The organism is Duganella aquatilis (assembly GCF_009674565.1).
Classification (GTDB): Bacteria; Pseudomonadota; Gammaproteobacteria; order Burkholderiales; family Burkholderiaceae_D; genus Rugamonas; species Rugamonas aquatilis.
Genome location: NZ_WKJL01000014.1, coordinates 29,838 through 44,238, shown reverse-complemented (window position 1 = coordinate 44,238; position 14,401 = coordinate 29,838). Strand labels below are relative to the sequence as shown.

Sequence of the window (14,401 nt, the reverse complement as noted above, 5' to 3'; positions counted from 1 at the left end):
TTTTTAGTTGGTGAACTTGCCTTCGTAGCCGGGCGGCGTGGCGTCGATGTGCAGCGTGAGCCTGAGCGGCAGCTTGTCCAGCACCGGCGCCAGGTAGTCGCGCGCCGCCGCCAGCAAGGTGTCACCGATCACCTGCACCAGCTCCGGACTGCGTCCCGGCGTGATCCGCATATTGAGATAGACGAACGCCCGTCCCTGCTCGCCGTCCGCCACCGCGTACTGCGCGGCCGGATAGGCCAGCACGCGCGTGCCGTACAACGGAAACACCAGCGCGCCAGCCGCGTCTTTCAACGTGACCAGCGTGTGCGACAGCGTCTTGCACAATTCGCCGATGTCCGCATGCGCATCCAGGTTGGCGGTGTATTCGATTTTCAGATGCGGCATACCACTCCTTTATTGATACTTGATGCTCCACTTGATCGTCAGCGGCTCCTTCAAGGTCAGCTTGCCGGTGCTGCAGGTCACCAGCGTTTTCATCGCGCCGTATGGCGCCATGAAGTCCTTGCTGCCATTGGTCGGCGCGGACTGGCATTGCTGCAAGCCGCTGACACTGTATTCCTTCACATCGCCTTGCGCGAACGTGACGGTATTACCCTGAATAGTAGCCTGATCCGAGAACGACGCGAATTCCAGTGAAATCTTCTCGACTTCCTGCGTGCCCACCGGCGTATAGACATCGGTACGGGTCATCATGCCGTGTTCCAGCTTGTAGGTGGTGTGCAGCTTGATGCGCGCGTCCTTCACCGGTGAGCGCTTGCCCAGCTTGTCCAGTTCATCCTGGCGGTAGGTGATGGTGTAGCGTTCACCATCCTTGGCGGTCTTGATATCCTTCAGCCAGGCGGCGGCTATCAGCTGCGAGCCGTCGGCCATGGTGAACTTCGGCAGCAGCTGCGGATGCGCGCTGCCGCTGTCCGACACGCCAGACACGATGCCCTGCGCGAACGGCAGCGGATAGTAAGGGCTGTTGTCATGCTGGCTGATGCCACCGTTGATCATGTTCAGGCTGACCACGTGTTTGCCGTCGCGGAAAATCGCCAGCGCGCGGTCGTATTCGCCCTGCGCGAAGGTGGTCACGCTGAACTGCGGACGTGTCTTGTCCAGCCACGCCTGCAGATCGGCCTTCGGCTGCACGTCCTTGAAGCCGGCCTCGTTCCACATCTCGTTGGTGGACAGCAGCTGGTGCAGCAGCGAGAAGTTCTCGCCGAGGATGCGGTGCTTGCCGCGATAGGTATCGGTGCGGCGGCCCTTGCCCCACATGTCCAGCGAATGCATGGACGGGTCGTACCAGAAGTCCATGTAGCGCGCCGCCACGCGCGACGAGAAGGCGTAGGCGTACTGCTTCTCTTCCGGCGTCAGCACGTTGAGGTAGGCTGACACCGACAGGATTTCCACCAACGCCGTCTCGCCATACGGTCCCAGGCTGCGGCCGAAGCTGAAGCCATCACCGGCGGTGTTGGAGACGTTCAGCGCGATATCGGCCGCCTTGCGCAGCAGGCCTTTCAGTTCGTCGGTCGGCTGCAGGCCGGTTTCCAGGAAGCGCTCGCAGATCTCGGCGATCAGCAGAATGCTGTAACGGTCGAAGCGACCTTCGCCGTCGGTCTCGTCGGAGAAGCCGAACTTGCCGGAGTAGGTCTTGTAATGCGTGAGCATTTTCTCCAGCAGTACCTTGCCGGCGCTGTCGTCCTCCCAGCCCATCAGCATGCGCAGGCGCGCGATGCTGAAGGCGACGCCGTAGTAATTGGTCGGCAGCGAGATCAGATCCCACTGCGGTGTGACGAAGGTGCGCCAGTCCAGCTGCTTGCGCAGCTTCTCCAGCGTGGCCGGGCTGACGGCGCGTTCCAGCAGGCCGGCCTGCTTCAGCTTCACCAGCGTGCCGATGTAGTAGTAGATGCCCCAGGTGTGGTTGTCCATGCCGACCGTCATGTCGGCGATGTCGCGGTAATCCTTCAGCTTCTGCTCCAGCGTCGGATCGTCCTTCGGCGTGTTGAGCAGCACATGGCCCAGGCCCGCCGCCACTTTCCCCGGCAGGAATTTGTCGCCGCTCTTGAACGGCGAGGTGCCGTCCATGACGATGCCCTCTTTTTCCGTCGCCAGCTTCTTGAAGAAGTAGTCCAGCTGCTTGTATGCGTTGTCCTGCACGATGCGGTTCATCGGCGTGGTCGCCAGCGGCGGCACGTAGTTGGCGGGGGTGACCTGGGCGGGAATCTGGGCGATAACGGCGGAGGCGGGAGCGAAGGCCAGCAGCACCGCCAGCGCGGTGGAATTCAAGGATGTCATTTGGTGTCTCAATTTTTATGGAAAACGTTTTACGGATGGTATGTGATTTTTTTGCCGAGGTAAAGCGTGGACTGATGCAACGAAGTTAAACGATTAGATTGACCTCAGAACGAAAATGGTTATACTTGCGATTAAACGTTTAACCAACAAGCCAAACACAGACCAAAAACATGACCACTACTTCAAGCGCAAAACCTTTCAAACGCATCCTGCTGACCGGCGCCGGCGGCGGCCTGGGAACCATACTGCGCGAGAGCGCCAAGGCCTGGGCGGATGTCGTCCGCCTGAATGACGTCAAGGATCTGGGCCCCGCGCGCAAAGGCGAGGAAATCGTTATCGGCGACCTGGCCGACCGCGACAAGGTCATGGCCATGATGGAAGGCGTGGACGCCGTGCTGCACTTCGGCGGCATTTCGGTGGAAGACAAGTTCGAACCGATCATGAACGCCAACATCCTCGGCCTGCACCACCTGTACGAGGCGATCCACAAGTGCGGCGTCAGGCGCGTGATCTACGCCAGCTCCAGCCACGTGGTGGGCTACTACAAGACCACCGACCTGGTGGACGCCAGCATGCCGCTGCGCCCGGACGGTTTCTACGGCGTGTCGAAAGCCTTCGGCGAAGCGCTGTCGCGCTACTACTACGACCGCTTCGGCACCGAAACCGTGTGCCTGCGCATCGGCTCCTCGTTCCCGGAACCGAAGAATCCGCGCATGATGGTCACCTACCTGGCCTACGACGACCTGGTGGAACTGATCCGCTGCTCGCTGTTCACGCCGCGCGTCGGTCACACCATCACCTTCGGCACCTCGGACAACGCCGTCAAATGGTGGGACAACAAGCACGCCTCGCACCTGGGCTACGTGCCGCAGCACAGCTCCGCCGACTACGCAAACAACTTCCCCGACAGCGCCGACTACCCGGCTGCCGGCGATGCGCCAACGATTTACCAGGGCGGGCCGTTCGTGACGGCCGGCCCGATCTACAAATAAAAAAATACATAGCCATCACGGAGACAAACCGCATGACCTCATCGCATCTGCGTATTGCAGTACTGGCCGCCGTGGCGGCCATGTGCCACGCCATTCCCGCCCATGCCGCCGACACGCCCGCCGTGCAGGCGGCTGCGCCGTCGGCCGCCATCAATCCCAAGGCCGTGCTGTCCACCATGGAGCGCGTGGCCGACTGGCAGCTGGCCAATCCCAGCAAGCACCGCCCGGACGACTGGACGCAGGCGGTGGGCTACAACGGCATCATGGCGCTGGCGAACATCTCCGGCAGCAGCAAATACCGCGATGCGATGATCGCCATGGGTGAAAAGAACAACTGGAACCTCGGCCCGAACCACTACCACGCGGACGACCATATCGTCGGCCAGACCTACGCCGAGCTGTATCTGCAAACGCACGATCCGAAGATGATCGCGCCGATGCGCGCCAGCTTCGACGACATCCTGGCCAACCGCCGCAACGGCACGCTGGAATTCACCGTCAAGGGCAACCAGGACCGCTGGTCGTGGTGCGACGCGCTGTACATGGCGCCGCCGGCCTGGCTGCGTCTGTGGGCCATCACCGGCGACCAGCGCTACCTGGACTTCGCCATCAGCGAATGGTGGGTGACCTCCGACTACCTGTACGACAAGGAAGAACACCTGTACTTCCGCGACTCCAACTACTTCGACAAGCGCGAAGCCAACGGCAAGAAGGTCTACTGGGGACGCGGCAACGGCTGGGTGATGGGCGGTCTGGTACGCGTGCTGCAATACCTGCCGGAGAATCATCCGGAACGCGCGCGCTTCGTGCAGCAGTACAAGGACATGGCGGCCAAGCTGCTCACGCTGCAGCAGCCGGACGGCCTGTGGCGCGCCAGCCTGCTCGATCCCGACACCTATCCGATGAAGGAGTCGAGCGGCTCGGCGCTGTACGCCTACGCCTTCGCCTGGGGCGTCAACCAGGGACTGCTGGACGCCAGGTCCTTCAAACCCGCGGTGCAGAAGGCGTGGACCGCGCTGGTGGCCAACGTCCAGCCGGACGGCAAGCTGACGCACGTGCAGCCTATCGGCCTGGCGCCGAAAGTCTTCGATGACAATCTGACCGAAGTCTATGGCGTCGGCGGCTTCCTGCTGGCCGGCAGCGAGGTGTATCGCATGGCGGTGCTGGAAAAGACCAAACCGCAAACGGTCAGCGTGGCCAATCCGACCGGCGGCGTGCGCGGCGACGAGCTGGCCGAAGCCACCATCGGCAAAGGCATCAGCAAGCCGGTGGTGATGGACGCCGCCACCTCGGCCATTCTCAACTCGCAGGTGATCGGCAAGCAGATCGTGTTCCCGGTCAACCTGGCGGCCGGCGAAACGCGGCGCTACCTGGTGCTGCCGGCCGAGCGCCTGGCCGTCGTGCCGCCGGCCGACGTCAAGACGCATGCGCGCTTCGTGCCGGAACGCCTGGACGATTTCGCCTGGGAGAGCGACCGCACCGCGCACCGTGTGTACGGCCCCGCCATCATCAACGATCCGAAGGAACACCTGATCAGCAGCGGCGTGGACGTGTGGGTCAAGAAGGTGCGCACGCCGGTGGTCGACAAATGGTACAAGCGCGGCGAGTATCACCACGACATCGGCGAAGGCCTGGACTTCTATGACGTGGGCCAGAGCCGCGGCTGCGGCGGCACCTCCATCATCGTCGACGGCAAGCTGCATAACTCGTCCAACTTCAAGCGCTGGAAGGTGCTGGCCGACGGCCCGCTGCGCTCCGTGTTCGAACTGACCTACGGCGACTGGGATGCCGGCAACGGCAGCAAGGTTTCCGAGGTGAAGCGCTTCTCGATCGACGCCGGCTCCAACATGACGCGCGTCGAGACCCGCTTCAAAACCACGCAGCCACTGACGGTCGGCGTCGGCATCGTCCAGCGCGACGGCGACGGCCACTACGTCACGCAGCCGGCGGAAGGCTGGTCCGCCTACTGGCAGCCGCCGCACGGCGACGACGGCAGCATCGGCTGCGGCGTGGTGCTGCCGGCCGGCGTCAGCGGCACGGCGCTGATCGACAAGCAGCAGTTCACCGCCGGCCAGGCGCAGCCGGGCAATCCCTTCGTCTACTACTTCGGCGCCGGCTGGAGCAAGAGCGGCGACTTTGCCGACGCCGCCGCCTGGGATGCCTATGTCCGCAGCTACGCGCAAAAGCTGAAAGCGCCGCTCAACGTCACCACGCAGTAACCGCCCCGCCGGCCGTCCACCAGACGCCGGCGGATTTTTTCAACCCCGCAATGGAAGCGCTACCACAATCTAGTTGAAGTACCAAAATCAAAAACTATAGGAGATACCACATGCACTCGCACCAACCAAAACTGCGGCTCATCACGGCCGCTGTTGCACTCACGCTGCTGGGCGGCGCTGCGGTCGCGCAGGAAGCGGACAACGGCAAGCTCGAATCCGTCATCGTCACCGCCAACAAGCGCGCGCAGAATCTGCAGGACGTGCCCGCATCCATCACTGTGCTGAACGACGCCGTCCTGCAACGCGCCAACGTGCGCGACCTGGAAGACATTCCGTCGCTGTCGCCGGCGCTGACGCTGTCCTACGGCACCCAGCCGGGCAACTTCAGCATCAATATGCGCGGCATCGGCACCTTCTCGCTGGGCATCGGCGTCGAGGCCGACGTGGCGGTCATCGTCGACGACGTGCCGCTGGGCATGCAGGCCGGCGCCTTCAAGGACCTGGCCGACGTCGGCCGCATCGAGGTACTGAAAGGTCCGCAAAGCACGCTGTTCGGCAAGAGCTCGATTGCCGGTGCGATCAACATCACCACCAAGCCGATCGGCGGACCGTGGAAGACCAACGCCACCACCTACGTCACCAATGACGACGAATGGCGCGTCGGCGTCAGCACCGGCGGTTCGGTGTCCGACACCTTGCGCGTGCGCCTGGCCGCCAGCAAGACCAACTTCGATGGCACGCTCAACAACCTGACCACCGGCAAAAAGCTCAACGGCAGCAAGGGCGACAACATCAGCGGCAAGCTCGAATGGCAACCGCTGGAGGAACTGACCCTGACGCTGACGCCGCACTACAACCGCACCGAAAAATTCTGCTGCTCGACCGCCTTCACCTCGATGTCGCCGGGCGCACTGTACCGCAATGCGCCGCAGCTGCCGCCGTCGGTGGTGCTGTCCGGCATCACCATCAGCCCGGACAACCGCGACGTGCGCAACGACTACCCGACCGGCGGCAAGTTCCACGACGTCGGCACCGGCGTCAAGCTGGACTGGGCCTTCGACGACAAGAGCCCGCTGGCCGGCCACACGCTGAGCTCGATCTCGTCGTACAGCAAGTACCATATGGACGACTACCAGGACAACGACAACACCGACGTCGATATCCTGCCGTTCCTGCTGCTGCCGAACGGCCAGCCGACCGGCATGCACGGCGGCCTGTACCAGTACGGCTTCTTCGACGTCAAATCGACCACCCAGGAATTCCGCCTGACCTCGCCGGACAAGGGTGCGGTGCGCTACGTGGCCGGTCTGTGGTACGGCAAGAACGACCTGACGCGCGAGCTGACCAAGGCGCCGCTGATCCAGGCCTACGGCACCGCCTATGGCGCCGACGCCTGGAACACCAGCAAGGCCATCTACGGCCAGGGCTCGTGGGACTTCCGTCCGGACACCAGCCTGATCCTCGGCGCCCGCTACAACGACGAAGACACCGGCTACAATTTCCGCCGCTACACGGTGCCGCCGCAGGTGCACGCGACGACCGAGTTCTACACCAAGTCCGACACCGACAAGAGCAGCACCTACAAGCTGGGCCTGGAACACCGCCTGAGCAAGGACGGCATGGTGTACGCGATGGCGTCGACCGGCCACAAGGGCAAGGCCTACGACCTGACCTCCGGCTTCACCGCCGCCACCGCCGCCCTGCCTGCCGTGGCGCCGGAAACCGCCAAGAGCTACGAGCTGGGCTGGAAGCAAAGCCTGTGGGACAACCGCGCGATGTTCAGCGTGGCGCTGTTCCGGACGAACTTCAAGCACTTCCAGCAATCGTCGAGCTTCTTTGACGACGACGGCACCTTCCGCACCGGCCTGAACAGCATCGGCGGCCTGCGCACCCAGGGTCTGGAAGTCGAAGGCAACGTCCGCGTGACGCGCGAACTGCAGCTGAACGGCAGCTTCGCTTATACGGAAGCCACGATCCAGTCGTTCGAGAACGGCCCGTGCTACAACGTCATCAATGCTGCCGGCACCGCCGGCGTGCCGGGACCGGGCTGCGCGCAGAATCCCAAGTTCAACAACACCTTCGTGCAGAACCTGGCCGGCAAGACCTTGCCGAATGCGCCCAAGGTCAAGATCAACCTGGGCGGCCAATATGACCTGATGCTGCCGTCGTACAGCTTCAACGGCTTCATCGCCGGTTCGACGCGCTACCAGAGCCGCACGCAGTTCTCGCTGAACCAGGATCCGGGCACCATCCAGGGCGCCTACAGCATCACCAACCTGAGTTTCGGCGTCAAGGACAAGCAGGACCGCTACAAGGTCAGCTTCCTGGTCAACAACCTGTTCGACAAGCGCTACGCGACGGGCCTGAACAACGCCATCGCCAACGGCACCTGGAGCCCGAAAGCGCCGAACACGCCGGTGGCGGTCAACACCACCGAATGGATGCCGCCGCGCGACTTCCAACGCTACTTCGGCGCCCGCCTCGACGTCACCTTCTAAATATCCGGGGTCAGTTCTGCCAATCGCACACGAGCTCATGTACCAATGGCAGAACTGACCCCGGTTTGAGGAGCATCTCCCTCGCGACTCCGCTCCAGCGGTCGCTATTTGGCCCTCGCAGCTTGCTGCGGGGGCTTTTTTTCATTCAGCCTTAAGGAAGGCTCGATTACGCTTGCGTCACATTGGCAAAATTGTGTGTCCGGCATGGTAAGCTTCGACCCCGGCACCCTGCTTGCCGTTCCTTTTTCTCAATCTTCCACGTGTAAATACTTAATTCATGGACATCGTACTCGCGCTGAAAGCCCTCATCATGGGCCTGGTTGAAGGTTTTACGGAGTTTTTGCCGATTTCCTCCACAGGTCACCTGATCCTGACTGAGCACCTGCTGGGTTTCCACGGCATGGAAGAAAAAATGAAAGTGTTCGAGATCGTCATCCAGGCCGGCGCCATGCTGGCCGTGATCTGGGAGTTCCGCGCCCGCATCATCGCCGTGCTGACCGGCCTCGGTGATCCGCGCCAGCAACGCTTCGCCACCAATGTGGTGATCGCCTTCATCCCGGCCGCCGTGCTCGGCGTGCTGTTCGACAAGGCCATCAAGCGCGTGCTGTTCGCGCCGGTGCCGGTGGCGCTGGCCTTCATCATCGGCGGCTTCGTCATCCTGTGGGTGGAAAAGCGCGCCAAGGACCGGCCGTCGTCGGCCCGCATCACCTCGGTCGACGACCTCAAGCCGCTGGACGCGCTGAAAATCGGCATCGCCCAGGCCTTCGCCCTGATTCCCGGCACCAGCCGCTCCGGCGCCACCATCATGGGCAGCATGATCTTCGGCCTGTCGCGCCAGGTCGCCACCGAGTTCTCGTTCTTCCTGGCGATTCCGACCCTGATGGGCGCCACCATCTACTCGCTGTACAAGGAACGCGCGCTGCTGTCGGCCGCCGACCTGCCGCTGTTTACCATCGGCACCGTGTCGGCGTTCATCTCGGCTTTCCTGTGCGTGCGCTGGCTGCTGCGCTATATCAGCTCGCACACCTTTACGGTATTTGCGTGGTATCGCATCGCTTTTGGCCTGCTGGTGCTCGTGACCGCGTATACTGGCGCCATCGTCTGGGCCGAATAACACTTTTCCGTAAAGCAGTAGCAGTATCATGATTCATCAGGACAACAACGAACGCGCACTCCATTTGCTGCAAACTGTGTTTGGCTATCCGGCCTTCCGCGGACAGCAGGGGGAGATTGTCGGCCATGTCGCCGGCGGCGGGGACGCGCTGGTCCTGATGCCCACCGGCGGCGGCAAGTCGCTGTGCTACCAGATCCCGGCGCTGCTGCGCGACGGCGTCGGCGTGGTGGTGTCGCCGCTGATCGCGCTGATGCAGGACCAGGTCGACGCGCTGGAGGAAGTCGGCGTGCGCGCGGCCTTCCTGAATTCCACCCAGACCTACGAAGAGGCCAGCCGCATCGAGCGCCTGGTGCGCACCGGCGAGATCGACCTGGTCTACGTCGCGCCCGAGCGCTTGATGACGGAACGCTGCCTGAACCTGTTCCAGAACTCGAACATCGCGCTGTTCGCCATCGACGAGGCGCACTGCGTGTCGCAATGGGGCCATGACTTCCGGCCCGAGTACATCAAGCTGTCGATCCTGCACGAGCAGTTCCCCAACGTGCCGCGCATCGCGCTGACCGCCACCGCCGATCCGCAGACCCGCGCCGAAATCGTCCACCGTTTGCAACTGGAAGACGCGGCGCAATTCGTCTCCTCCTTCGACCGTCCCAACATCCGCTATTCGATCGTGGAAAAGGGCAATGGCCGCAAGCAGCTGCTGGACTTCATCACCGCCGAACATGGCGGCGACTGCGGCATCGTCTACTGCCTGTCGCGCAAGAAGGTCGAGGAGACCGCCGAATTCCTCAACGAGAACGGCGTGCGCGCGCTGGCCTACCACGCAGGCATGGATCACGCCAAGCGCGCGGCCAACCAGGCCAGGTTCCTGCGCGAAGAAAACATCGTCATGTGCGCCACCATCGCCTTCGGCATGGGCATCGACAAGCCGGACGTACGCTTCGTCTGCCACCTGGATCTGCCGAAAAGTATCGAAGGCTACTACCAGGAGACTGGCCGCGCCGGTCGTGACGGCGGCCCGGCCGACGCCTGGATGGCCTACGGCCTGCAGGACGTGGTGCTGCAACGGCGGATGATCGACGAATCCGAGGCCGACGAAACCTTCAAGCGCGTCTTGGGCAACAAGCTCGATGCGATGCTGGGCCTGTGCGAGACCCTGAGCTGCCGGCGCGTGCGCCTGCTGGACTACTTCGGCGAGCAGGCCGGCCCGTGCGGCAATTGCGATACCTGTCTGATTCCGCCGGTGTCCTTCGACGGCACGGTGCCGGTGCAGAAGATTCTGTCGACCGTGTACCGCGTCGACCAGCGCTTCGCCGCCGGCCACGTGATCGACGTGCTGCGCGGGCAGGAGACGGAACGGATCAAGACCTGGCACCACGATTCCCTGTCGGTGTTCGGCATCGGCGCCGACCGCAGCGAACAGGAATGGCGCGCCATCCTGCGCCAGGTGATCGCGCTCGGCCTGCTGACGGTCGACCATGAACAATACAGCTCGCTGAAACTGACCGACGCCGCGCGTCCGGTGCTCAAGGGCGGCCAGAAGGTGCAGCTGCGCCAGTACCAGAAACCGGTCAAGGCCAAGCCGAGCCGTGCCGCCAAGGGTTATGTGGAAAGCGATCTGTCGGGCGAGGAGCAGCGCATCTTCGACCGCCTGCGCTCCTGGCGCATGGGCACGGCGCGCGAACACAATGTCGCCGCCTACATCATCTTCAACGACGCCACGCTGCGTGAAATCGCCAAGGCCCGCCCGACGGCGCTGGACGACCTGCGCGGCATCTCCGGCGTCGGCGAGAAAAAACTCGCCTCCTACGGCGACGAAATCGTCAACCTGATCAGCGAGCTGGAATAGTCAGCGGCAAGCAATGGCAACGCTGCGCGCGCCAGCCTTGCTGCTTGGCGAGTAAGTGATTGAGCAAGCCGAATAGGCCGACAGCATTTGTTTAGCCAACGTGACCTGCCCCGCAGCACCGCCATAGCCGCAAACCAGCCACAGTCCGTCATTGGAAAATTCATCGGCTTCAAAACGCCAGGTTTCAACTGATTTTCTACCCTTGACGCTAACGGACCACGGTTTAAGATCGGCCCGTTTCTCCGGGGGCCGTTATTGAAGCCAGCAGAACTCAGTCGAAAGTCTCCCGACGCCTGGGCGGCCCATCCCTCAGGCGGCACAACTTGCATCGACTCCGCCCGCACAATCTCTGGACAGGAGAGCTGCATCAGCTCCCCGGCGCGCGCCTGCGACAAAAGCCCAATGCCGGCCAAGATATAACACGGTGTTTTCTTCATGATCAGTGCTCAATGACGAAGAAGGCATCGGCGTTATTGCTGGGATTCTTAAACGTTCCATCTTTACTTTTCCCGCGTGACGCCAGGAAGCGCTCAGAGATGTGCAATTTGTTGGCCCCCTTCCATTGGTCCATGACGTAAAAGCCATTCATCCCTTGCCGCACAAAGAAAGCCGCGTGATTTCCATGTTTATCGCTCATTGCTGAGATGATGGATTTGATCGGCCGCAGGATCTTTGTAAGACTAGGCAGCCACGATGCTGCGGTAGCGGCTTGGCGGGGCGCCGACGGCGTCGCGGAAGCGGTGGCTGAAGTGGCTCAGGTCCGCGTAGCCGCAGGCGTCGGCGATTTTCTGCAAGGGCTGGTCGCTGGTTTTCAGCAGCGTGCGTGCGCGTTCGATGCGGCGCGCGGCGATCCACGCCGAGGGCGGCATGCCGAACGATACCTTGAACATCCGCACCAGGTGGTACTCCGACAAACACGCCAGCTCCGCCAGCATGCCCAGCGTGATGCCGCGCGCCAGATGCGCTTCGATGTAATCGGCCAGCTTGCGCCGCACCGCCGGCGCCAGGCCGCCGCGCACCCGGCCCTGATGCTGCGGCACCGACTGCGCGTGCAGCAGATGACTCAGCGCGTCGTGCGTGATCTCGTTGGCCCGCAGCTGCGCGTCCGCGCCTTCCCACGACATGCCGGCCAGCGACGCGCACAGGTGGCCGATGCGCTCATGTTCAAAGTAGGTGCGGTCGGACAGCGTCAGCTCGCGCGGCTCGCGGTCCAGCTCCACCACGGCGCGGCGCGTGAAATGCTCGGGCAAAAAGTAAACGTGCATGAAGTGCATGGCGCCGCGCACCGTCCAGCTGGACTCGTGCCAATCCGGCAAGGTGCACAGGCGTTTCGGCGCGCCGTACAGGCCGGGCAGTTCGGAGCGCTCGGTGCGGTGACCGCCGTCAAGATAATAGGACAAGGTATGGTGGCCCGGCCGGTTGTAGCTGGTTTCCGCCACCGGCGTGTCGCGCCGCCAGATGGCCACCGCCAGCTCGTCGCCCAGCCAGGCGAAGCGCTCCAGCTGTGCATCGGTCTCCGACATGGTCTTGAAGACGGAATGCGACAACTCCCCGTCCGGCAAGGAGGACAGCAGCGTGGCAGGCAGGTTGTGGGCGCGGGAAGACATGGATAAAGTCTAGCACGGCGCCTGCCGCGCTGCCGGCCGCCGCCGCGATATGCGCAATTTCAGACAAGTCGCCGCGCCGCGCGGACGGCATGCTGGCGGCATGAATATCTTCCTCTACCTCCTCACCGTTCTGATCTGGGGCACCACCTGGATCGCCATCAGCTTTCAACTGGGCGTGGTTCCCGCGCCCGTGTCGATCGCTTACCGCTTCTGGATCGCCGCCGCCGTGCTGTTGGCCTTCCTGCTGATCTCGCGCAAGCCATGGTGGCCGCCGCGCAAAGCCTGGCCCTACCTGTTCGCCCAGGGCATCGCGCTGTTCTGCGTGAACTTCCTGTGCTTTTACTACGCCAGCCAGTGGATCACCAGCGGCCTCGAAGCCGTGGTGTTCTCCACCGCGCCGCTGTGGAATGCCATCAACGGCCGCCTCTTCCTCGGCAAACCGATCAAGCCGCAGGTGATGGTCGGCGCGCTGTTCGGCCTGGGCGGCATCGTGCTGCTGTTCGCGCCGCAGATGGCCGGCCACTGGCACGACAGCCATACGCTGTGGGGCCTGGCGCTGACGCTGGGCGGTACCTTGTGCTTCTCATGTGGGAATCTGCTGTCGAGCCGCATGCAGGGCATGGGCCTGGGTCTGACGCCGTGGCTGACCAATACCTGGGCCATGCTGATCGGCTCCACCACGCTGGGCGTGGCCGCGCTGGCGCTGGGCATGCCGTTCGCGCTCGATCCGGCGCCGCGCTACCTGGGCGCCCTGCTGTACCTGGCGATACCGGGTTCGGTGATCGGCTTCACCGCGTATTTGATGCTGGTAGGCCGTATCGGTCCGGACCGCGCGGCCTATTCCACGGTACTGTTCCCCATCGTGGCGCTGACTATTTCGACCGTCTACGAAGGCTATCACTGGACAGCGCCGGCCCTGGCGGGCCTGGCGCTGGTCCTGGCGGGCAACCTGCTGGCGTTCCTGCCGCCGTTGCGCCTTACTGCACCGAGATCAGCTCGATAGTGAAGACCATGCCCGAGTTGCCAGGGATGGCGCCGGAACCGGTCGAACCATAGGCCAGCGTCGACGGCATGGTCACATTGCGCTTGCCGCCCACCTTCATGCCGGTCACGCCCTGGTCGAAGCCGGAAATCACCTGGCCGCTACCCAGCTTGAACGAGAAGTTGGTGGTCGCGGTGGTGTTGGTGTCGACCAAGATGCCCTTGTGGTCAGTGGCGACGCTGCTGTACAGGTAAGCGCTGTATTTGACGTTGGCGGTGGCGCCGGTGGTGGCAGTGGCGCCGGTGCCGACCACGGTATCGGCAACGCCGAAGGCCGGTGCTTCGGCCAGCGCCTGCACGTCCGTCAGCTGCACATCGAACACCATGCCCGAGTTAGGCGGCACCGTGGTCGAACCGGTCGAGCCCAGCGCCAGGCTGGCTGGAATGATCAGCGTACGCTGGCCGCCGATCTTCATGCCGGTCACGCCCTGGTCCAAACCCTTCAGCACCACGCCGGAACCCAGCGTGAACACGTACGGCGTCGCGCTGGTCAGGTTGTTGTCGATCTTGGCGCCCTTGTGGTCCGCCGCGGAAGCGCTGTACAGCCAGGCAGAGTAGCGGATGCCGACGATATTGGTGGCGTTGGCCAGCGTGCCCGTGCCCACCACGCTGTCAGTCTGGCTGAAGCTGCTCGGGTTATCGGCAGGCGTGGTGACGCTGCCGTTGGAACCGGAGCCGGAACCGCCTCCGCCGCCGCAAGCGGTAAGCGTCGACAAAACAACACAGGCGGCGATCAGAGACGACTTCAATTTCATGGCGCGTTTATCCTTGTAAGGTGGCAAAATATCAAGACGCCAGACAATA

The 14,401-nt window shown here is 63.2% G+C and carries 11 protein-coding genes and 1 pseudogene; 6 read left to right on the top strand and 6 right to left on the bottom strand.

Features of this window, described 5'->3' with window-relative positions; translation table 11 throughout:
* Positions 1-3 precede the first annotated feature (3 nt).
* Positions 4-384, bottom strand: a complete 381-nt coding sequence (locus GJ698_RS18495) for a 5-carboxymethyl-2-hydroxymuconate isomerase (protein ID WP_154359334.1) — start codon at positions 382-384, stop codon at positions 4-6.
* Between the two features lie 9 nt (positions 385-393).
* Complete coding sequence (locus GJ698_RS18490) at positions 394-2,277, bottom strand: hypothetical protein (RefSeq protein WP_208023847.1); 1,884 nt, start codon at positions 2,275-2,277, stop codon at positions 394-396.
* Between the two features lie 170 nt (positions 2,278-2,447).
* Here GJ698_RS18490 and GJ698_RS18485 point away from each other — a divergent pair, with 170 nt between their 5' ends.
* From GJ698_RS18485 to recQ, 5 genes are all read left to right on the top strand, one after another.
* Positions 2,448-3,269, top strand: coding sequence for an NAD-dependent epimerase/dehydratase family protein (locus GJ698_RS18485; RefSeq protein ID WP_154359333.1), 822 nt, complete (start codon positions 2,448-2,450; stop codon positions 3,267-3,269).
* 32 nt (positions 3,270-3,301) lie between these two features.
* Complete coding sequence (locus GJ698_RS18480; protein ID WP_154359332.1) at positions 3,302-5,488, top strand: glycoside hydrolase family 88 protein; 2,187 nt, start codon at positions 3,302-3,304, stop codon at positions 5,486-5,488.
* Between the two features lie 110 nt (positions 5,489-5,598).
* Positions 5,599-7,986, top strand: a complete 2,388-nt coding sequence (locus GJ698_RS18475; RefSeq protein WP_154359331.1) for a TonB-dependent receptor — start codon at positions 5,599-5,601, stop codon at positions 7,984-7,986.
* A 277-nt stretch (positions 7,987-8,263) separates the two neighbouring features.
* Complete coding sequence (locus GJ698_RS18470) at positions 8,264-9,100, top strand: undecaprenyl-diphosphate phosphatase (RefSeq protein WP_154359330.1); 837 nt, start codon at positions 8,264-8,266, stop codon at positions 9,098-9,100.
* Positions 9,101-9,128: 28 nt separating this feature from the next.
* Positions 9,129-10,949, top strand: a complete 1,821-nt coding sequence (gene recQ / locus GJ698_RS18465; protein WP_154359329.1) for a DNA helicase RecQ — start codon at positions 9,129-9,131, stop codon at positions 10,947-10,949.
* On the opposite strand, the pseudogene GJ698_RS31435 reads toward recQ, so the two are convergent.
* The 3 genes and pseudogenes from GJ698_RS31435 to GJ698_RS18455 form a co-directional block, all read right to left on the bottom strand.
* Positions 10,950-11,186: pseudogene (locus GJ698_RS31435) on the bottom strand (STY0301 family protein); the annotation flags it as partial.
* 202 nt (positions 11,187-11,388) lie between these two features.
* A complete protein-coding gene (locus GJ698_RS18460; RefSeq protein ID WP_154359328.1) occupies positions 11,389-11,586 on the bottom strand; it encodes a BPSL0067 family protein in 198 nt (65 codons plus the stop codon).
* A gap of 43 nt (positions 11,587-11,629) precedes the next feature.
* Positions 11,630-12,556 carry a helix-turn-helix domain-containing protein gene (locus GJ698_RS18455; protein WP_154359327.1) on the bottom strand — a complete coding sequence of 309 codons (927 nt, stop codon included), beginning with the start codon at positions 12,554-12,556 and terminating at the stop codon, positions 11,630-11,632.
* A gap of 100 nt (positions 12,557-12,656) precedes the next feature.
* Between GJ698_RS18455 and GJ698_RS18450 the strand changes: the two genes are divergently transcribed.
* Entirely contained in the window at positions 12,657-13,559 is a 903-nt protein-coding gene (locus GJ698_RS18450; protein ID WP_154359326.1) for a DMT family transporter, read from the top strand.
* Here the strand turns inward: GJ698_RS18450 and GJ698_RS18445 are convergent.
* Positions 13,534-14,352: an FKBP-type peptidyl-prolyl cis-trans isomerase gene (locus GJ698_RS18445; protein ID WP_166454899.1), complete on the bottom strand. Its 819-nt coding sequence runs from the start codon at positions 14,350-14,352 to the stop codon at positions 13,534-13,536. The genes GJ698_RS18450 and GJ698_RS18445 overlap by 26 nt on opposite strands.
* Positions 14,353-14,401: the final 49 nt, after the last annotated feature.

Excerpts from the sequence above, each read along its gene's own strand:
- GJ698_RS18495 (WP_154359334.1), bottom strand. The coding sequence starts at position 384 with ATGCCGCATCTGAAAATCGAATACACCGCCAACCTGGATGCGCATGCG.
- GJ698_RS18490 (WP_208023847.1), bottom strand. The coding sequence starts at position 2,277 with ATGACATCCTTGAATTCCACCGCGCTGGCGGTGCTGCTGGCCTTCGCT.
- GJ698_RS18485 (WP_154359333.1), top strand. The coding sequence starts at position 2,448 with ATGACCACTACTTCAAGCGCAAAACCTTTCAAACGCATCCTGCTGACC.
- GJ698_RS18480 (WP_154359332.1), top strand. The coding sequence starts at position 3,302 with ATGACCTCATCGCATCTGCGTATTGCAGTACTGGCCGCCGTGGCGGCC.
- GJ698_RS18475 (WP_154359331.1), top strand. The coding sequence starts at position 5,599 with ATGCACTCGCACCAACCAAAACTGCGGCTCATCACGGCCGCTGTTGCA.
- GJ698_RS18470 (WP_154359330.1), top strand. The coding sequence starts at position 8,264 with ATGGACATCGTACTCGCGCTGAAAGCCCTCATCATGGGCCTGGTTGAA.
- recQ (WP_154359329.1), top strand. The coding sequence starts at position 9,129 with ATGATTCATCAGGACAACAACGAACGCGCACTCCATTTGCTGCAAACT.
- GJ698_RS18460 (WP_154359328.1), bottom strand. The coding sequence starts at position 11,586 with ATGAGCGATAAACATGGAAATCACGCGGCTTTCTTTGTGCGGCAAGGG.
- GJ698_RS18455 (WP_154359327.1), bottom strand. The coding sequence starts at position 12,556 with ATGTCTTCCCGCGCCCACAACCTGCCTGCCACGCTGCTGTCCTCCTTG.
- GJ698_RS18450 (WP_154359326.1), top strand. The coding sequence starts at position 12,657 with ATGAATATCTTCCTCTACCTCCTCACCGTTCTGATCTGGGGCACCACC.
- GJ698_RS18445 (WP_166454899.1), bottom strand. The coding sequence starts at position 14,352 with ATGAAATTGAAGTCGTCTCTGATCGCCGCCTGTGTTGTTTTGTCGACG.